At 37.1% G+C, this 20,184-nt stretch carries 19 protein-coding genes; 15 read left to right on the forward strand and 4 right to left on the reverse strand.

Annotated elements, in window-relative coordinates; genetic code table 11:
- The first annotated feature begins 115 nt into the window (after positions 1-115).
- The 4 genes from FW781_RS15230 (at position 116) to FW781_RS15245 (ending at position 7,198) form a co-directional block, all read left to right on the forward strand.
- Positions 116-988 (forward strand): ABC transporter ATP-binding protein, encoded by an 873-nt coding sequence (locus FW781_RS15230; RefSeq protein WP_149388207.1) that lies wholly within the window; start codon positions 116-118, stop codon positions 986-988.
- A gap of 2 nt (positions 989-990) precedes the next feature.
- A complete protein-coding gene (locus tag FW781_RS15235; RefSeq protein ID WP_149388208.1) occupies positions 991-4,215 on the forward strand; it encodes a M1 family aminopeptidase in 3,225 nt (1,074 codons plus the stop codon).
- 119 nt (positions 4,216-4,334) lie between these two features.
- Entirely contained in the window at positions 4,335-4,775 is a 441-nt protein-coding gene (locus FW781_RS15240; RefSeq protein ID WP_149388209.1) for a MarR family winged helix-turn-helix transcriptional regulator, read from the forward strand.
- Positions 4,776-4,780: 5 nt separating this feature from the next.
- Positions 4,781-7,198 carry a TonB-dependent receptor gene (locus FW781_RS15245; RefSeq protein ID WP_149388210.1) on the forward strand — a complete coding sequence of 806 codons (2,418 nt, stop codon included), beginning with the start codon at positions 4,781-4,783 and terminating at the stop codon, positions 7,196-7,198.
- Positions 7,199-7,336: 138 nt separating this feature from the next.
- On the opposite strand, the gene FW781_RS15250 is transcribed toward FW781_RS15245, so the two are convergent.
- Positions 7,337-9,595, reverse strand: coding sequence for a polyribonucleotide nucleotidyltransferase (locus FW781_RS15250; protein ID WP_149388211.1), 2,259 nt, complete (start codon positions 9,593-9,595; stop codon positions 7,337-7,339).
- A 430-nt stretch (positions 9,596-10,025) separates the two neighbouring features.
- Here FW781_RS15250 and FW781_RS15255 point away from each other — a divergent pair, with 430 nt between their 5' ends.
- Both FW781_RS15255 and FW781_RS15260 read left to right on the forward strand, forming a co-directional pair.
- On the forward strand, positions 10,026-11,447 hold the full coding sequence (locus tag FW781_RS15255) for a sugar MFS transporter (protein ID WP_149388212.1): 1,422 nt from the start codon (positions 10,026-10,028) through the stop codon (positions 11,445-11,447).
- 123 nt (positions 11,448-11,570) lie between these two features.
- Positions 11,571-11,930, forward strand: coding sequence for a DUF4260 domain-containing protein (locus FW781_RS15260; protein WP_149388213.1), 360 nt, complete (start codon positions 11,571-11,573; stop codon positions 11,928-11,930).
- Between the two features lie 325 nt (positions 11,931-12,255).
- On the opposite strand, the gene rpsO is transcribed toward FW781_RS15260, so the two are convergent.
- Positions 12,256-12,525, reverse strand: coding sequence for a 30S ribosomal protein S15 (gene rpsO, locus FW781_RS15265; protein ID WP_045494446.1), 270 nt, complete (start codon positions 12,523-12,525; stop codon positions 12,256-12,258).
- A gap of 173 nt (positions 12,526-12,698) precedes the next feature.
- On the opposite strand from rpsO, the gene FW781_RS15270 reads away from it, so the two are divergent.
- From FW781_RS15270 to FW781_RS15285, 8 genes are all read left to right on the forward strand, one after another.
- A complete protein-coding gene (locus FW781_RS15270; protein ID WP_149388214.1) occupies positions 12,699-13,247 on the forward strand; it encodes a pyruvate decarboxylase in 549 nt (182 codons plus the stop codon).
- A 219-nt stretch (positions 13,248-13,466) separates the two neighbouring features.
- Positions 13,467-13,622 (forward strand): hypothetical protein, encoded by a 156-nt coding sequence (locus tag FW781_RS22480; protein WP_172625732.1) that lies wholly within the window; start codon positions 13,467-13,469, stop codon positions 13,620-13,622.
- Positions 13,623-13,783: 161 nt separating this feature from the next.
- Positions 13,784-13,924, forward strand: a complete 141-nt coding sequence (locus tag FW781_RS22485) for a bacteriocin-like protein (protein ID WP_172625733.1) — start codon at positions 13,784-13,786, stop codon at positions 13,922-13,924.
- A 39-nt stretch (positions 13,925-13,963) separates the two neighbouring features.
- Positions 13,964-14,110 (forward strand): bacteriocin-like protein, encoded by a 147-nt coding sequence (locus FW781_RS22490; RefSeq protein ID WP_172625734.1) that lies wholly within the window; start codon positions 13,964-13,966, stop codon positions 14,108-14,110.
- Positions 14,111-14,257: 147 nt separating this feature from the next.
- Positions 14,258-14,407, forward strand: a complete 150-nt coding sequence (locus FW781_RS22495) for a bacteriocin-like protein (protein ID WP_156121080.1) — start codon at positions 14,258-14,260, stop codon at positions 14,405-14,407.
- Positions 14,408-14,753: 346 nt separating this feature from the next.
- Complete coding sequence (gene mgtE, locus FW781_RS15275) at positions 14,754-16,076, forward strand: magnesium transporter (RefSeq protein WP_149388215.1); 1,323 nt, start codon at positions 14,754-14,756, stop codon at positions 16,074-16,076.
- A gap of 26 nt (positions 16,077-16,102) precedes the next feature.
- Positions 16,103-16,843 carry an ABC transporter substrate-binding protein gene (locus tag FW781_RS15280; protein ID WP_149388216.1) on the forward strand — a complete coding sequence of 247 codons (741 nt, stop codon included), beginning with the start codon at positions 16,103-16,105 and terminating at the stop codon, positions 16,841-16,843.
- 55 nt (positions 16,844-16,898) lie between these two features.
- A complete protein-coding gene (locus FW781_RS15285) occupies positions 16,899-17,366 on the forward strand; it encodes a cupin domain-containing protein (protein WP_149388217.1) in 468 nt (155 codons plus the stop codon).
- Positions 17,367-17,419: 53 nt separating this feature from the next.
- Here FW781_RS15285 and FW781_RS15290 read toward each other — a convergent pair whose 3' ends face one another.
- Together FW781_RS15290 and FW781_RS15295 are read right to left on the reverse strand one after the other, a co-directional pair.
- Entirely contained in the window at positions 17,420-17,869 is a 450-nt protein-coding gene (locus FW781_RS15290; RefSeq protein WP_149388218.1) for a GAF domain-containing protein, read from the reverse strand.
- Positions 17,870-17,881: 12 nt separating this feature from the next.
- Positions 17,882-19,309, reverse strand: coding sequence for a nicotinate-nucleotide adenylyltransferase (locus FW781_RS15295; protein WP_105683909.1), 1,428 nt, complete (start codon positions 19,307-19,309; stop codon positions 17,882-17,884).
- 54 nt (positions 19,310-19,363) lie between these two features.
- On the opposite strand from FW781_RS15295, the gene FW781_RS15300 reads away from it, so the two are divergent.
- Complete coding sequence (locus tag FW781_RS15300; protein ID WP_149388219.1) at positions 19,364-20,131, forward strand: MBL fold metallo-hydrolase; 768 nt, start codon at positions 19,364-19,366, stop codon at positions 20,129-20,131.
- The last annotated feature ends 53 nt before the right edge of the window (positions 20,132-20,184 follow it).

Below are 20,184 nucleotides of genomic sequence, written 5' to 3' on the forward strand. Positions count from 1 at the left end.
GTAAAAATTCCACTTTTAACTTTCAGCTAATAACTCAAAACCCTAAACTTTAAACTTTAAACCTAAACTAGTTGCCGAAAGGCCGCCTGTCATTCTATTCCCCAAACACAACGTTATGAACACATTATCTATCAACAACCTTAGTCTTACCTACAAAAATGGTTTTCAAGCTATTAAGAACATTTCACTTGATATCAAAAACGGAATGTTCGGACTGCTTGGTCCCAACGGAGCCGGAAAATCTTCTTTGATGAAAACTATTGTAGGGCTTCAGAAACCAACATCGGGAACATTGCTTTTCAATGAAGTAGATATTATTAAAAATCCCGATTATATTAAACAGAATCTGGGATTTCTTCCGCAGGATTTCGGGGTATATCCGAAAGTTTCAGCCTATGACCTGTTGGAACATATTGCCCTATTGAAAGGTATCACCGATAAAAACCAACGTAAAAATCAAATTCTGAGTCTGCTTGAAAAGGTCAACTTATCTGATTTCACTAAAAAAGAAGTGCACACCTTCTCAGGAGGGATGAAACAGCGTTTTGGCGTAGCGCAGGCATTATTGGGAGATCCGAAAATCATCATTGTGGATGAACCTACTGCAGGATTGGATCCTGAAGAGCGTAACCGTTTTAATACATTACTCAATGATATCAGCCAGGATGTGATTGTTATTTTGTCAACTCATCTTGTGGAGGATGTCAGAAATCTTTGCTCAGAAATGGCGGTAATGAACCACGGACAGATTCTCAGAAAAGGAAATCCCGGAAAATTAATTGCAGAACTGGACAATAAAATCTGGTCAAAACCTATTGATAAAACCGAGCTGGAGACCTATGGTTCCAGCTATGAGATCATCAGCAGACAGCTTCTCGAAAGAGAGCTTCATATTACCGTATTTTCTGAAGAATCTCCCAAAGATTTCAGTTCCGTAACTCCTTTATTGGAACACGTTTATTTCCATACACTCACCCAAAAACCTTAATCATGAACACTCTATTTTTATTTGAAGCCGGACGCACTACCAAGCACTGGCTCACCTATCTGGTGGCCTTACTCTTAGTAGCGCTCGGTATTTTTTGCGGAAGTCAGTTCAATCTTTCAGTAGGAGAAGGAATTTATTTAAACTCCCCTTATACCATCGGTTTTATGAGCGGGATGCTGAGTCTTGCCGTTATTTTTTTCGCCACCGTGTATGCCTTACAGCTGTTGTTTAAAGATCAGGATTCAAAATTTGAACATATTCTGTTTTCATTTCCGTTTTCAAAATCCACTTATCTGAAAGGGAAATTTACCGTTTATTTTCTTCAGACATTTGTAAGCTTTTCATTTCTGATGACGGGATTTCTCATAGGACAGATCATGCGTACCGGAAGTGAAATGAAGGAAGGTTTTACTATCATCCATTACCTCTACCCACTGTTGATCTTTGGCCTTATCAACAGCTTATTTGTCTGCAGTTTCCTGTTTCTCATCTCATTGATTGCCAGGAAAAAACTGCTGGTTGTAGTGGGCGGGCTGCTTCTGTATGTATTGTATATGATTGTTTTACTGTTTTCCAACTCACCTTTTATGGCGGGAAGCTTGCCACAGTCTTTGGAAACACAGCAGTTTTCCGCTTTGATTGATCCTTTCGGACTGTCTGCTTATTTCATGCAGGCCCGCGATCTGACTTCACATCAGAAGAATATTCAGGTCGTTCCTTTTATGGGCTATCTGCTGTTCAACAGACTTTTATTTATCCTGATATCATTTGGATTTCTTTTTCTTTCACTCAGATTATTTTCATTCTCCAATGTATCCGGAAGGAAAGTAAAAACATCTGGAATGAATCAGTCATTATCTGAAACGAATAGATCCGAATATTCAACTGTTTCCGCTGATTTTGGCGGACTGGCTTCTTTTCGGGCTGTATTTTCATTTGTGAAAACGGATCTTACTTATCTATTCAAAAGTATTGCTGTTCCTGCTGTTTCTATCCTCCTGTTATTTTGTGTCGGCATGGAAATGTATGCAGAGATTGAAAAAGGAATCCGTCTTCCGCAGAAATATGCCGGTTCGGGACTTATGGCGACAACTATTTCAGAGAACTTTCATCTGCTTGGTCTTCTTATTTCAGCCTATTTCCTGAATGACATATTCTGGAGAAGCCAATCTTCCGGATTTTTCCTGATTGAAAACAGTACTTATTTCTCAAAAAACAGAGTAACCGGGCACTTTATCTCCATCAGTCTTCTGCTGTTTTTCTTTACAGGGATTTTAATTGCTCAGGGAATTATTTTCCAGGCCGCTTATCAGTATTTTCATATCGACTGGAAGGCATATCTCGGGGTTTTCCTTTTCAATACTTTCCCTTTGATCTTATTTTCAGGATTGATCCTGCTGATCAATGACAGAATTTCTCATAAATTTATTGCGCTGGGTATTTCCATTCTTGCAGTTTTTGTATTGTCCGGTCCTGTTTCCGGGAAAATCATCTCTTATCCTCTTTTTATAATATTTTCAGATTTCAAAGGGGCTTACAGTGATTTTAACAGCTACGGAATCTATGAAAAAGCTTTTGCACAAAGGCTTCTGTTCGGAGCGGGTATCATCTGTACCTTATGGATATTGAATCATTTAATAAGGATTAAAAAAATCGCTGTCATTCCTTATGTCTTCAGTATTCTTCTGCTGATTTCAGGAATATTTGCCGGAATATTTTTTATGAAAGGGTATGTTCCTAAAAACGAAGACCAGACCCTATTAAGTTCCGTAAAATATGAAAAAAGCTTCAGGAAATATGAAAATCTTCCACAGCCTGACATTACTGATATTACCACGGAAATCAAACTCTATCCTTCAGAAAATGCCTATCAGATCATAGGAAAATACACCCTTGTAAATCAAACCAGTCAGCCCATCAATAAAATACTTATCAATTTTAATGAAGATCTAAAGCTTGAGTCTGCTGTATTGACATCAGGTCCTGAAACCATGAAAATTGATAAAAACATTACAGAAGTTTTATTAAAGCAAGCTTTGTTGCCTGGTAAAACAGCTTCACTTGATTTTAAACTATCTTATCAATGGTTTGCCGTCAATGGTCATCAATCCTTTAATGCCATTATTGAAAACGGTTCTTTTATGCGGATCAGTAGATATTATCCCACAGTTGGTTATCAAAAAGATTATGAAGTTCAGGATGAAAAGCAACGCAGCCAATTCAAACTGGGAAAACTTATGGAACTGAAGAAACCTGAAGCTCCTGAAGTGGTAAAAAAGGATTTTATCAATCTCACTATGATTGTTTCCACAGAAGGGAATCAAACTGCCATAGGCACAGGAGATCTGGTAAAGCAATGGACTGCATCCGGGCGTCGCTATTTCCGGTATAAAGCAGATCAGATTCCTTTGCGTTTTGCTGTTTCTTCAGCTGACTATGAAATGAAAAGTAAGAGCTATAAAGGAGTCATCATCAATATTTTTTATCATAAAAAGCATTTTGAAAATGTAGATCACCTTCTGGAAAATGCAAAGCTTACTTTAGATTACTGCCAGCAGAACTTCGGGAAATACCCTTTTAAAACCATCAATTTTGCTGAGATTTCTTCTTTTACCAGAGGTTTTGCCGCAACAGCCTATCCTTCTGCAGTCTTTATGCCTGAAGATATGGTGTTCCATGCCAATATACAGGCAGACAAAAAACAGGATGTCATCAATGAACTGGCCGGACATGAACTTTCACATCTGTGGTGGGGAAACAGCCAGATCAATCCTGACGACAGAGAGGGTTCTGTAATGCTTACCGAAACACTGGCGATGTATACGGAAATGATGCTTTACAAAAAAATGCACGGCAGAGAAAAAATGATGGAAAGAATCAAAGTCCATGAACAGATCTATGACAATGAAAAGGGACTGTCTGAAAATGTTCCTATCTATAAAGCTACGGGAGATGTTCCTCATATTTCTTATTCCAAAGGTGCTGCAGCCATGGTAGAATTGAGCAGTCTAATCGGTGAAGAGAGCGTGAACAAGGCATTAAAAAGCTTTCTGAATAATAATCAATATCCCAGGAAGCCCACTTCACTGGATCTAATCAATGAGTTTTACAATGCTGCACCTGATGTCTCAGCCAGAAAACAGATCGACAGATTGTTCAAAACCACAGAAAATATCACTTTTACTTCAGGGTCGAAAAACGCCTCTACAAAGACAAAACAGAAATAATTTACAGGCCGTTTTCATTTTTTTTGAAAATATTTTTCAGGAATTGTAACAAAATAAAAAAGGATTCTACCAATTAGTTGATATATCAATAATTGATAAATCATTTTAAATTCTGAAATATGGAAAAGTTAAATTCAATTATATTCTACAACATAGACAAAGCAATCAGAGCCTACAGAAACTATGCTCAGCGGCAGCTGAAAGCACATGGTTATACGATCACAATTGATCAGTGGCTTATCATCAAAGCGATTCTGGAAAACCCGGGAATTACCCAGAACGAGATTGGTGACCTTGTTTTTAAAGACAATGCTTCTGTCACGAGGATTATTGATTTAATGGTAAAATCCGAATACATTACAAGACATGTTCATCCTGAAGACCGCCGAAAAACTAACCTGGAAGTAACAGATTCTGGAGTAAAAGTGATCAGAGAGGTTCAGAATATTGTGGAAAAGAACCGTAAAACGGCTTTAAAGGGTATTAAAAATGAGGAACTGGAAGTCATGTATTCAGCTTTACTGAAAATTTCAGAAAACTGTCTTACCCCTAAAAAGTAAACGCTATGACCAGAATACTCTCATTTATTTTTATCTGCATACTGACCTCGTTCAGCAGCAGATATACTGCCCAGCAAACCGCACAGAGTTTGTCTTTGTCAGGAAATATACAATCCGGCAAAGCCGAGCAGATGGAGATCAGTCTCTTTAATTCAGAACATCGGTTAATCAAAACAGAAATTGCAGATAGTAATGGTAAGTTTAATTTTAATGACTTAAAACAAGGAACTTATCAGATAAAGATCAACAGAAACGGTACTGAAGTCTATCATTCAGAAAATATTTCATTGGCTGAAAACATGGCGCTCCCTTCCATAGACCTGAATGTAAAATCTATAGAAGGCGTAACCATCACCAAAACCAAACCTCTTATTGAAAGACAGGATGGGAAAATGATCATGAATGTTGAAAACAGCATTGCCAGCACCGGAAACTCCGCTTTTGAAGTATTGGAAAAAGCTCCGGGAGTGAGTATTGACAATAATGATAATATAAGCCTGCGCGGAAAGGGAAATCTTCTGATACAGATTGACGGCAAAAATACACCAATGACCGGAACTGATCTTGCCAATTACCTTAAGGGAATACCATCCTCCACGATTGAAAAGATAGAATTCATTACCAACCCATCTTCCAAATATGATGCAGCGGGATCTGCCATCATTAATATTAAGCTTAAAAAGGAACAGAGAAAAGGAACCAACGGAAGTGTTTCCACGTCTTTAGGAACGGGTAAATATATCAAGAATAATAACAGTTTCAGCATTAACCACCGAAATAAGAAAATCAATATTTTCGGAAATTACAGCTTTGCCTACAGGGAAGCTTACAATGGTCTGGTACTGGACAGAAACTTCTATGAAGCCAACAGTTTCAAAAAAGCATATGTACAGGATAATTATCTGAAATTTAAATTCAACAGCCATGTGGCCAAAGCAGGAATGGATTATTATCTGAATGATAAAAATGTGCTTGGCTTTTCTGTAGGGTTGGTTTCAAACAAATTCAATGTGAACGGAGATAATTCCAATGTGACACTGGGAAGCAATCATCTTCCCGAAAGCTCATTCACCACTGTCAACAGGTCAAATGACCGCTGGACCAATCTTTCATTTAACCTTAATCATAAATACACCATTGATTCTTTAGGCTCTGAAATCTCTACGGACTTTGATTACATTAACTATGCAAATTCCTCACTCCAAAGTTTTGATACCCAAACGCATGAAATAGCCAGCGGAACGGATAATCTGGACATCATAAAAGGTGATATGGATGGAAAACTGAATATCTATTCCTTAAAATCTGATCTTACCAAGAATTTTAAACATGAATGGAAGCTGGAAACGGGCATTAAAACCAGCTTTGTAAAAACAGACAATGATCTTAAGTTTTTCAATGCAAGTTCCGGAATTCTGATCCCGGATCTTTCTAAAACCAATCATTTTATTTATGAAGAAAATATTAATGCGGTATATGGAAATGTCTCTAAAAAATGGGAAAAATTCAAAGCGACAGCAGGATTAAGAATGGAAAACACCAATGTAAAAGGAACTCAGATTACCACGAACCAAATTAACAAAAGAAATTATACACAATTATTTCCAAGCGCTGTTTTTTCTTATGACCTGACCGATAAAAGCAACCTTGAAGTTAATTTCAGCAGAAGAATCACAAGACCCAGCTACAACCAGCTGAATCCGTTTAAGTTTTATCTTGACCCCACCACTCTTAAGGCAGGAAATCCTGACCTGAATGCACAGACCACAATGAACTATGAACTGACTTACAGCCTGAGCAACAAATATTTTGCAACATTGAGCTATAGCAAGACCTCTAATAATATCACAGATATCCTTAAACCTGTGGTAGAAAACGGACAGGTAGTTACGGTACAAACCATTGAAAATTTAAATTCTGTATCTTATTTCGGGTTAAATCTTATTGCGCCTGTAAAGGTGACCAAATGGTGGGATATGAACAACAGTGCTAATTTCTACTATGGATCATATACCGGAAATGTTTCAGGAACACAGATCAATAACAAAGGAAACTTTACCTTTAGTATCAACAGCATCAATTCATTCAAGCTGGGAAATGGCTTCACTGCTGAGCTTACCGGAAATTACAAAGCAAGAGAAATTTACGCTTATCTGAATGTAAGTCCTAACTGGTATCTGAATATCGGAGCGCAGAAGAAATTCAAAAACAATAGTACGCTGAAGCTGGCCTTCACCGATATGTTCTTTACCAGCAATATAAAAGGACAAACCGTTTATAATGATTATCTTGAAAACTTTGCAGTAAAAAGAGATACGCGTGTGGTAACACTTTCTTACACCTACAATTTCGGATCTTCTAAAAACGGGCAGCCCAGAAAAACGGGAGGCGCTGAGGATCTGAAACAGAGAATTGGAAGTTAATAACCACAGTCATTGCAAGCTAAACAATCTTTGAATTTTAAAAAGTGAGATTGCTTCAATGCTTTGCATTTCGCAATGACATAAAAAGCAAAAATCCCTCAAAATTGAGGGATTTTTTATGTTTAAGAATGAATCTTATTAAGCTTCGTTAGAAGGAGTTTCGTTTTCCACTGGTCTTTCACCTTGTGGCTTTTGTCCTTCAGGTCTTCTCTGTCCCTCAGGTCTTCCTTGTCCTTCAGGTCTTCTTTGCCCTTCTGGTCTCCCTTGTCCTTCCGGTCTTGGAGGTCTTGGTAAAAGAACTTTTCTTGAAAGTTTCATTTTCTTACGGTCATCATAACCCATGAACTTCACTTCTACTTCATCACCTTCAGCATAAGGAACTTTGTCAAGACGAGCCCATTCAATTTCAGAAATGTGAAGAAGCCCTTCTGTTCCTTTAGCAATCGCTACAAATGCACCGAAGTCCATTACTTTCACTACTTTACCTTTGTAAACTTCACCTACAACCGGTACGAAAGTAATTTCATTAATCTTAGCAACAGCAGCATTAATTTTCTCTCTGTCTGTTCCTGCAATCTCGATACGTCCGATTTCCCCTACTTCTTCAATAGCAATCACGGTATCCGTATCTTTCTGCATCTGCTGAATGATCTTTCCTCCAGGCCCGATTACAGCACCAATGAAGTCTTTAGAGATTTCCATTACTACCATTTTCGGAGCGTGAGGCTTCACGTCTGCTCTTGGTTCAGAGATTGTTTCAGTGATTTTATTTAAGATGTGTAATCTTCCATCTCTAGCCTGCATCAAAGCTTTTTCCATGATATCCATAGAAAGTCCCTGAATTTTAATATCCATCTGACAAGCAGTGATACCATCTGCAGTACCTGTTACTTTAAAGTCCATATCTCCAAGGTGGTCTTCATCTCCTAAGATATCAGAAAGTACAGTGAATTTACCAGATTTTGCATCCGTGATCAATCCCATTGCAATACCTGAAACAGGTTTTGTAATCTTTACCCCGGCATCCATTAGTGCCAGTGTTCCTGCACAAACTGTTGCCATTGATGATGAACCGTTTGATTCAAGGATATCAGAAACAATTCTGATGGTATATGGATTTTCTTCAGGAATTACAGCCTGTAATGCTCTCTGAGCAAGATTACCGTGTCCTACCTCTCTTCTTGAAGTTCCTCTTAAAGGTCTTGCTTCACCTGTAGAGAACGGAGGGAAGTTATAGTGTAAGAAGAATTTTTCGTCGTGCTGCGTGATTACGCTGTCTACCATGTTTGCATCTTTCACAGAACCTAAAGTTACGGCTGTTAAAGACTGAGTTTCACCTCTTGTAAACACTGCAGAACCGTGAGCTCCCGGAAGGTAATCAATTTCTGACCAGATAGGACGGATCGTTTGAGGATCACGGCCATCAAGACGGATATTGTCTTCAAGAATCATCTGACGCATTGCTTCTTTCTCTACATCGTGATAATATACTTTTACGAAAGGTGTTACTCTTTCCAATTCTTCTTCATTATCAGCATATTGAGCAAGGAATTCTTCACGAACGGCTTTGAATTTCTCTCCTCTCTCCTCTTTTCCAGATGGAGTTCTTGCTACTTCATATACTTTATCATAAGTTTCTTTCCATACTTTTTCACGAATTTCTTCGTCGTGATTTTCATGAGAATATTCTCTCTTAGGGAAAGCTTTTCCTACTTTTTCTGCTAATCTCTCCTGAGCTTCGATTTGCTTTTTAATTTCAGCATGACCAAAATTGATAGCTTCCAACATTTCCTGCTCAGAAATTTCTTTCATTTCACCTTCTACCATTACGATAGAGTCTTTAGTAGCTCCTACCATGATATCCAGTTCAGAATTTTTCAATTCTTCGTAACTTGGATTGATAGAAAGCACTCCGTCAAATCTTACCACTCTTACTTCAGACATTGGTCCGTTGAAAGGAATATCTGTAATAGCAATGGCTGCAGAAGCTGCCAAACCTGCTAAATCATCAGGAATTGTTTTTCCGTCATAAGAAATTAATGAAATCATCACCTGAACTTCAGCGTGAAAATCTTCTGGGAAAAGCGGACGTAAAACTCTGTCCACCAAACGCATCGTTAAAATTTCCTGATCAGAAGGTCTTGCTTCTCTACGGAAGAAGTTTCCAGGAATTCTTCCACCTGCATAGAATTTTTCTCTGTAATCAACTGTTAATGGTAAAAAATCTACACCAGGATTTGCTTCTTTATTGGCTACAACGGTTGCTAAAAGCATTGTTCCACCCATTTTTACTACCACAGATCCGTCAGCCTGCTTGGCCAATTTCCCTGTTTCGATAGTGATTTCTCTGCCATCTGCAAGAGTAATCATTTCTGTAAACGCTTGAGGTATACTCATAAATTTGTCTTCTTAATACTCCGTATTGAGTATGAATTAATATTTAAACTCTTTAAATTTCGTGTGCAAAGGTACTATATAATAATGAAATATTAAATTTTTCACTTGCATAAATAGGCTGTCAAAATACAAAAAATTGGCTATCAGTTGATGAAAGATTCAAAATTTCTAGCTGTACTCTCAACTTATTCATTATTTAAATGCGTTTTTCTGAAGATAATGTATTGAAAAATGCTGTTGTTTTTGTATTATTGTCTCAAAAAATGAAAATAGTATTCTGAATTTAAAAAAAGTATACATTTCATTATAAAAACCATTAAAATTATTGCAAAAACATAGGTTGATCCCTATATTTGCCTTACTTCACAAAATACAATGCTGTAGGCAAAAAAAGTTAAGGACTTATCCTTATACAGATAAATAAATGTTTATGATTAATAAAGAAGTACAATCGCAAAGCAGGAATTATACGGTACCACTCATTACCATCACCCTGCTGTTTTTTATGTGGGGATTCATCACCTGTATGAATGACATCCTGATCCCTTATCTGAAACAACTTTTCAATCTTACCTTTTTCGAATCCATGCTGGTACAGTTCTGTTTTTTCGGGGCTTACTTTATCGGATCGCTTATTTATTTCCTGATCTCTATTACGAAGGGAGATCCTATCAATAAATTAGGGTATAAAAAAGGAATTCTGTTCGGAATTTTTCTGGCGGCTTTTGGCTGCGTCCTGTTTTATCCGGCAGCTACTTTCTCGTATTATCCATTATTTCTAGGAGCTTTATTTATTTTAGGACTTGGCTTTACGGTATTGCAGATCACTGCCAATGCGTATGTTTCGTTATTGGGAAGTGAAGAATCTGCTTCCAGCCGGCTGAATATGACACAGGCATTCAATGCATTCGGAACTACGATTGCTCCTGTGCTTGGGGGTCACCTTATTTTTGAATTTTTCTCTTCTCCGGATGGGTCATTCAGTGCAGTAGCAACGAGAATTCCTTACCTTATTTTCGCAGGAATTCTTTTATTGGTAGCTCTGTTGATTTCAAGAGTTAAACTTCCTTCATTCCAGATGGGTGAAGAAGAAGTCGTAAAAGGCTGGGGAGCTCTTGAATTCAGCCACCTGAAATTCGGAGTATTTGCAATGTTCTGCTATGTAGGCGGAGAAGTTGCTGTAGGAAGTTTTATTATCAGTTTCCTGGAACAGCCGCAGATTATGGGATTTAATGAAATTATCAGCAAAAACTATCTTTCTCTGTATTGGGGCGGAGCCATGATCGGCCGTTTTCTTGGAGCCATTTCTTTGAACCAATCTTTAAGCCAGAGTAAAAAGGCCGTTTATATGCTGGGGGCAGCAGGAGCAGTTTTCCTTGTTATCTTTAGCATAGTGAACCTTACCTTCTCTCAGATCAGCTTTTTCCTTGTATTTATCGTTCTGAATTTCATTGCCTTTTTCGTGGGTAAAGCGGCTCCGGCAAGAACTTTATCCATCTTCGCAGCAATCAATGTCGTATTACTGATTTCAGCTATGGTCAATCATGGAGAATTGGCTATGTATAGCATTTTAGGAATCGGAATTTTCAACTCTATTATGTTCTCGAATATTTATACCCTGGCAATCTCAGGATTGGGGAAATATACGAGCCAAGGTTCTTCACTGGTTGTAATGGCTATTTTAGGAGGAGCTATTGTTCCTATTTTTCAGGGATATCTTGCAGATCAGTTTGGAGTACAGCATTCGTTTATCATCCCTGTATTCTGCTATCTGGTAATTCTCATATTTGGAGCTTACTGCACCAAATATCTGGGTCATGTGGAAAGTACTGAAGCCAAATCAGGACATTAAAATCAATTATATCAAAATATATAAGCGGAATATCTTAAAGGTGTTCCGCTTTCTTTTTCGATCTTAAAATGTAACTTTTCATTGTAAAAAGAAACTTATCTAATGGATTAACATAAAATTATTATGAAAATACAATTAAAGCTTGAATACGCAGCATTTCTGTTATTAGGGATCTATGCTTTTGCCCAAACGGGATATTCATGGTGGTGGTTTGCAGGGCTATTCCTTGCGCCGGACATTTCAATGCTGGGATATACGGTGAATACCAAAGTTGGAGCATTTTTCTATAATCTCTTCCATCATTTTGGAGTAGCTGTCATTGTTTATTTGGTTGGAACAGCTCTATCTCTACCCTATTTGCAGGTAACAGGAGCTATTTTATTTTCTCATTCAGCTTTTGACAGAATTCTGGGCTATGGATTGAAGTATCCGGATAGCTTTCAGAATACCCATTTGGGGAAGATTGGAAAGAAATCTGGGTAAATTATTATTTCTATAAACCATCCCGTCAAAAATTCAAAGAATTTTCGCCGCTCTCCAGAGGATGGGAATTTTGCACCTTTAACTGTAATATTTGTTGTCGTTGAACCTATTCTAAAATTATTTACGGATAACAAGGGCTGGATTCCTACGGAATGACCCATTGAATGGATAAAACTCTATTTGAATTGTGTCATTCCGCAGGAATCTAAATACTCTTTTATTATCACATGAAAATCAAAGGCTTTCAAAAACTTAAGTGTGGGTACATTAAAATAAAAAAGCAACCTCTTTCGAAGTTGCTTTTTATTTTGAAAATCTTTATAGATTATTTTCTTAAACCTAATGCAGCAATAATAGCTCTATATCTTGCGATATCTTTCTTTTTAAGGTAATCTAGTAAACTTTTTCTCTTACCTACCAATTTCACTAGAGATCTCTCTGTGTTGAAATCATGACGGTTAGCCTTTAAGTGCTGAGATAAGTGATTGATTCTGAAAGTGAAAAGAGCAATTTGTCCTTCTGCGCTTCCTGTGTCTTGTGCAGATTTTCCATGTTGTGCGAAAATTTCCTGCTTTTTGTCTGTTGTTAAGTACATTCCAATATTGTTTAATGATTATTATGTAACGGGTGCAAAATTACGACTATTTTTTGATTCTGCAAACATTATTGATTTCATAAATCAAATTTGATAGAAAAAAATGTTAAAAATTTCTTAATAAATTTTATGCAATCCAACGAAAAGGCAGTAATTTTGCATTCGAATTACAAATGAAAAAAATTATATTCTTTACAGCGGTTACTACTTTTTTATTGATCGGCATTACTTCGGTAAAAGCTCAGAAAGCGGCTGATGACAAAATAAAAAAAGTTCTGTACTTCAATCCCGAAGTAGAGCCTGATGTTGATGAGATAAAAGATCCCACCAACAATGCATTTTTTGATGCTGTTTCCGATAATTTCAGCAGCAGAAAAAATAAAATGCTCCGGGCAGAAGTTCAGGTTTCCTTTGACAGCATAGATAAACAGACTATCGCAGATTACTGCCTCAATAATGATGCTGATTTTGCGATTGTTTCCAAAGTACGATATTTCAAAGTAGGCCTGGGAAAATATGTTTTCTCCAATCAGGTAGTTGTCAGCATGAAACTTTTTGGCCCCGACGGAAATCTTGTCACGGAAACAGACTATGATACTTACCGAAAAAATATGCGCCTGCTGGGTTCAACAGTAAACTCTGTTAAAATAGGAACCGAAGGAGCCATAAAGGGAATCATAAAAAAGCTCAGAAAGCTGAAGTCAACGGAAGCAGTGCTTTGAGTTTAAAGTTTAAAGTTGGAATATAAGACCTTTGATAATCAATGGTCAATTTTGCTTCGCAAGTCAATTGTGAATTTTTACTCTTCAGATCAATTAGCTGGATCAGAAAAATTCACAATTCATAATTCTTTCATAGCCTTTATCCTGCAGAATATCTACCTATATATCAACAATTTGAATACTTTCATTAGTTTAGTTTGATCTTAAATCTAAATTATTATGAAAAATTCAAATTTAAAAAGACTGAGCAGAAGCAGCCTGAAAGAAATCTCAGGAAGTATCATACGTCTTCAGAAATGCCAATATCATTTTGAATGTCCGGGCGGATCATGCTGTCACAGAGTATGTGTAGTATATCCATGCCCTGAATTATAAATATTTTCATGTTAAATAAAGCACTTTTTCACACCTATGAAATAAGTGCTTTTTACTTTAAATACATCATAAACAACTGAATAACAATTAAATATTTTCACCAAATAAGGAATTATTAAATATTTTTTACTATTTTAGTTCAAAATTAAAATATAAACCCTATGAAAAATCTAAAGAAACTCAGTCGAGAAAAAGTAAAACAAATCAATGGAGGATCCATTGAAAGATGCAGTGACAGCAACCCGTGTACTGTAGGATATTGCTACTATGGTATTTGTTCACCGTTCATCTGTCTTGAATAGAATATAAAAACTTAACTAACTCACATAAAATCAAAACTCATGAAAAATCTAAAAAAACTCAGCAGACAAGTACAAAAGGAAATCAAAGGCAGCGGACCTTTCAAAAAATGTACAGAACATTACGAATGTCCGGGCGGATCATGTTGTCATAACATCTGTGTTGTGAATCCGTGTCCTCTGGAATAATATATGATCATTACACACACCTGCATTCGCAGGTGTTTTTTATTTAAAAAATTAAACAAAACATTGATTTATATCAAAATATTTTCACTTACAAATGAATAATATGAAAATATTTACTATTTTAGTTTAACATTAAATCTATACTATATGAAAAATTTAAAGAAACTCAGCAGACAAGCTGCTAAAGAAATCAATGGTGGTATCGGCCCCTTCAGATGCAGTATAACCAGACCATGTTCTGTGGGATATTGCTGTAACGGAGAATGTTGGGATCATGACTGTCCGATAGAGCCTTAATCTTACTATATTTGATTACCATGAAAAATTCAAATCTTAAGAAGCTCAACAGACTGCAGCAAAAAAATATTAAAGGAAGCGGAATAAAAAAGTGTGGGGACAACTCAGATTGCGGACCCTACCAGTGCTGTACAAATGCTGTCTGCACGTACATCCCTACCTCGGAATGTGAACCAATTTAAAGAATATTGGAATTTAAAATTTAATTTTTTAACATTCGCTTCGGCGGATGTTTTTTTTGGCCTTATCCTGGAGTGATAAACTTTAATTAATCCTTAATTTTGCTACTTTATTGCTCAGTCTTAAAAATTTGAATTATTTTTGCATATCCAAAAAATTTCACGTTTTGAATTCTAGAGACGAACTTATCTTCAACCCTGCCGATATTGCCGAAACTCTCAGCGAACTTCCTGCTGATGAGAGGCTGCTCGCGTTCCTGAAGGTTCCGAAAGAATACAAAGCAGAGGTTTTTTCACACCTGGACCCTGACTTTCAGGAAGATACCATCAGAAGTATCGGAAGCGATGAAGTTTCTGAGATCCTGAATGCCATGACTCCGGATGACAGGACTGCTCTTTTTGAGGATTTCCCGGATGAGCTTATCAAATATTCTATCAATCATCTTAACCCTCAGGAAAGAAGAATCGCTTTGAAGCTTCTTGGGTACAATTCAGACTCTATTGCCCGTCTGATGACTCCTTATTATATTCAGATCCGTAAGGAATGGACGGTAAAGAGATGTCTTCAGCAGATCAAAAAGGTAGGGAAAAGAGTAGAAACCATGAACTATCTGTATGTGGTGGATGAAAGAAACCGCCTGATTGATGACCTTGCTATCGGAACTTTATTGCTGGAAGAGGAAGACACACTGGTTTCTGATATCACAGACAATCATTTCGTGGCGATTACCACTACAACTTCCAAAGAAGATGCGGTAACTTATTTTGAAAAGTATGACCGTGGCGCTCTTCCCATTATTACGGAAGCCGGCGTGCTGGTGGGAATTGTTACGATTGACGACATTCTGGATCAGATTGAGCAACAGAATACGGAAGATATTCAGAAATTCGGGGGATTGGAAGCATTGGATCTTCCTTATATCCAGACCTCATGGACTGAGATGATCAAAAAGAGAGCAACCTGGCTGATTATCTTATTCGTTTCGGAAATGCTGACTGCTTCTGCAATGGGATATTTTGATAAAGAAATTGAAAAAGCTGTTGTACTGGCATTATTTGTTCCTTTGATTATCTCCAGTGGAGGAAACTCCGGATCGCAGGCAGCAACGCTGATTATCCGTGCAATGGCGCTTCAGGAGATCAGTCTTAAAGACTGGTGGTACGTCATGAAAAAGGAAATTATCTCCGGATTATGTCTTGGGGCTATTTTGGGAGTTATCGGGTTTATAAGAATTATGCTTTGGCAGCAGATTGGTCTTTTTGATTATGGCCAGTACTGGGTTTACGTAGGACTAAGTGTTTCCGTTTCCCTGATTGCTATTGTGCTGTGGGGAACCTTATCAGGTTCTATGATCCCGTTTGTCTTAAAGAAATTAAATCTTGACCCAGCCACTTCTTCTGCTCCGTTTGTAGCAACATTAGTGGATGTGACAGGACTTATTATCTATTTTAGTGTAGCCGGAGCTTTCTTAACCGGAAAACTTTTGTAATTTTAGGCATCATCTAATATGCCAATATGAAAATCGTTTCACTTGTACCCTCTATTACTGAGGCTTTATTTGACCTTGGACTCACCGAAAATGAAGTTATCGGGAGAACAAAATTCTGCATTCATCCTCAGGATAAAATAAAAAATGTATCAGTAATCGGCGGCACCAAGAATATCAATATCGAGAAAATAAAAGCGCTGCAGCCGGATCTCATTCTTGCCAATAAGGAAGAGAATGTAAAAGACCAGGTAGAAGCTTTAATGGGTGAATTTAAAGTTACCGTGACCAATGTGGAAACGATTGAGGACAATTATTACCTGCTTAAAAATCTCGGACAACTTTTGGGAAAAGAAGAGAAAGCCCAGCTTTTCAATCTTAAAATATATGAAATTCTGAGTCAGTCTAAGTTAGAAAATCCTGTAAAAACAGCTTATCTGATATGGAGGAATCCTTATATGACCATTGGTTCAGATACTTTTATTCACAGAATTTTATCAGAGATTGGCTTTGAGAATATTTTCAAAGACAAAACCCGTTATCCTCAGATCACTACTGAAGATCTTGCGGATGCAGATGTGATCATGCTATCTTCTGAACCGTTTCCATTTAAAGAAAAACATATTGAGGAACTGCAGGCCTTTTACCCCGAGAAAAAGATTATGATCGTAGATGGTGAAGCATTTTCCTGGTATGGGACTCATATTGCAAAATGTGAGAATTACTTTAAAGAATTATTGGCTGAGATTCACCCGATGCAGCAAAGCTGATTTTTTACCGTCAATTTCAAACTTTAAAACATTAAACTTTAAATATTAAACTCACATGTCCGATACCGTTATATTATCTGAAGGAGCAGAATTCAATCAAGTTATTCAGGAAGTTTCAAAATACATCAATCTTTATGTAATGGCTTTTGAAAAGGATGAGCGAGCCATCATACAAATGGATAAACGTCAAAATATGTACGGTGGAAAAGGAACTGTATATATGCTGCAGATGTTTGATCAGAAAGAATTAGCCAACAATCGCCTGGCAGCGTATATGGTTTTATTGAAAAAGGGTGATGAATCCGGGTTTCATACGCACAATCAAAGAAATGAACAGGAATTGTATGTTGTCGTCCATGGAACTGGAGAATATCGTGAAAGAACCGGACTTGAGGGATCCATACGAAAGAAAGTTCTTCAGAAAGGAGATATTACAGCCATCAGTTCTATCGGGTATCATTCTATTGAAAACACAGGAGATGAACCCTTAATCATGTTTGTCATTACCACTTATAATCCATAAAAAACTCCGACTATAAAAGCCGGAGTCTATATTATATTTGGGTTGAAATTCTATTATAAAACTTTAGAAACTTCATTACAAAGCCACTCTAATAGTTCACGATCCTCCTTCGTGAAAGGATCTACAGTATGGGAATCAATATCAATCTGACCGATGTTCTTTCCTTCTTTAAAGATAGGAACTACAATCTCGGCTTTTGTATCAATGGAGCAGCTTAAATAATTGCTTTCTTCGTTCACATCAGGCACTACAAACGTTTCATTGGAAACTGCAACCTGTCCGCAAATTCCTTTACCATAAGGAATAATGGTATGATCAGTAGGAGCTCCAACGTAAGGACCTAAAATCAATTCTTCCTTATCACCGTTTTTGAAATAGAAACCCGTCCAGTTGAAGTAAGAGATTTCCTGATCCAACAAGTGGCAAACTTTTTCTAGTTTTTCTTCTGTATTATGTTTAGGACTTTCAAGAATTGAGGAAAGTCTTTTCTTTAATTCTGACATTGTATTTATATTTTAAGAGAATTGTTTTAGGGAAAGTTCTTCTTTATATCCGAACATTCCACGCTCTTTGATCATTTCTGCTACGCCTTCCGGAACCTGAGTTTCCCAGCCTTTCACACAACATGCTATTTTTCTCAATATTTCTCTTGAGTAGATTTCCAAAAACTCCGGATTATAGTTCGTGATATCTACAATACGATTGTTGTGTTTGAAATATTTATAGAGTTCTTTCAGGTTTTCTTCTACTTTCAGGTTTGAAGAATCTAGTAATTGATGCGTTTCAGGATCTTTATACGGATACAGATACACTCTCATCCCGTTTCTGAAAAATTTCCCGAATGCTTCAAGGATTCCCCCTGACAGATCTTTATAGTATTTCTCATCAAATACCATCAAAAGGTTGTTTACCCCCATCGCTACACCAATATCTCCACTTGTATAAGATGCGAAATAATCGATCAGTCTGTAATATTCAGAGAAGTTCGAAATAATAACGGTGTATCCCAGCTTAGCCAGAATATCAACCCTGTCAAGGAAATCTCTTTCGTCAATATCTCCGTCCGCTCTCAGATTGGAAATAGTAATCTCAATAAGAACTTCTGTTTCTTCATGGGTACAGATAGCATCTTTGAAAAACATATCCATCCCATTTTTAAGCATATCAATGTTTACTTTCGTTACCGGTCTGAAACTTCCTCTTACCGCGAAAATATTCTTCTTATATAATACATCTGCCGGAAGCATATTACTGCCCTGAGAATTGAAAATCACCGCATCGGTCATTCCATTTTTCACTAACTGAAGTGACATCAGTCTGTTGTCAACATAAGCAAAGGCAGGTCCACTGAAATCGATCATATCAATTTCCAGGTTGTCTTTTGCAACATCATCGTATAAAGATTCTACTAAAGTTCTTGGATTGTCAAAATAATTGAAAGCCCCGAAAATAAGATTCACTCCAAGGTTTCCTAAGGTTTCCTGCTGAAGAGTGGCATCATTTTCTTTGAATTTTACATGAATCACGATTTCATTGTAATCTTCATTTTCTTTGGTCTGAAAACGAATTCCTACCCAGCCGTGGCCCTTTACAGTCTTGTCAAAATTGATGGTTGTTACCGTATTGGCATAAGAAAAGAATTTTCTATCGGGATTATTATCTCTTGAAATTCTCTCTTCAATCAAAGCTACTTCATACCGAAGCATTTTGCGAAGCCTGTTTTGGGTAACGTACCTGTTTTTTACTTCCTTTCCGTAGATGGCATCACTAAAATCTTTGTCATAAGCAGACATCGCCTTAGCAATCGTACCGGAAGCTCCCCCTGCTCTAAAAAAGTGGCGAACAGTCTCCTGCCCTGCTCCAATTTCTGCGAAAGTACCATAAATAGTAGGATCTAGATTAATTGTTAATGCTTTTTGTTTAGGAGTTAGTTTCTGATACATTAGGACATGAAATTTTTTGTAAATTTACCAAAATTAAACCAACCTCAAAACAAAATGAAGTTGAAATTTTTAGGAACCGGTACTTCTCAAGGTGTACCCGTTATAGGCTGTACATGTGAAGTATGTACTTCTGAAAATCCCAAAGACCAACGTTTGCGTTCTTCCGTGATGGTGACTACGGAGGAAAATAAAAAAATACTGATCGACTGCGGTCCGGATTTCAGGCAGCAAATGCTTACCAACCACGAACATACCGTAGATATTGCGCTGATTACTCATGAACATAATGATCATGTAATCGGGCTTGATGATATGCGTCCGTTGATTTTTAAGAGTGGAAAAGATGTCCCCCTCTACTGCTACTCAAGGGTTGCTCATGAAATTAAAAGCAGATTTCCTTATGCTTTTGCTGATGTAAGGTATCCCGGAGCACCCGCTTTTGAACTTCATGAAATTGAAAATAAACCTTTTCAGGTGCTTGATACGGAAATCATTCCTGTAGAAGTGATTCACTATAAAATTACCGTCTTTGGATACAAATTTAAAAACCTTGCCTACATTACAGATGCCGGATTCATTTCCGAAACAGAAAAGGAAAAACTGAAAAATCTGGATGTCCTGATATTAAACTGTATAAGAAAATTTGATCCCCATCCTGCCCATTTTATTCTCCCGGACGTTATTAAACTATTTGAAGAGCTAAAACCGAAAAAATTATTTTTAACACACATCAGCCATCATTTAGGATTGCATGACATTGAAGATAAGCAGCTTCCGGCCGGAATACACCTTGCTTACGATGGTTTGGAACTCAACTTTTAATTTTTTTTCTTCAAAAAGCTTTTGAACATTGAAAAAAGTTCCTATATTTGCAC

Origin of the sequence: Chryseobacterium panacisoli (assembly GCF_008274625.1) — a bacterium.
Taxonomy (GTDB): Bacteria; Bacteroidota; Bacteroidia; order Flavobacteriales; family Weeksellaceae; genus Chryseobacterium; species Chryseobacterium panacisoli.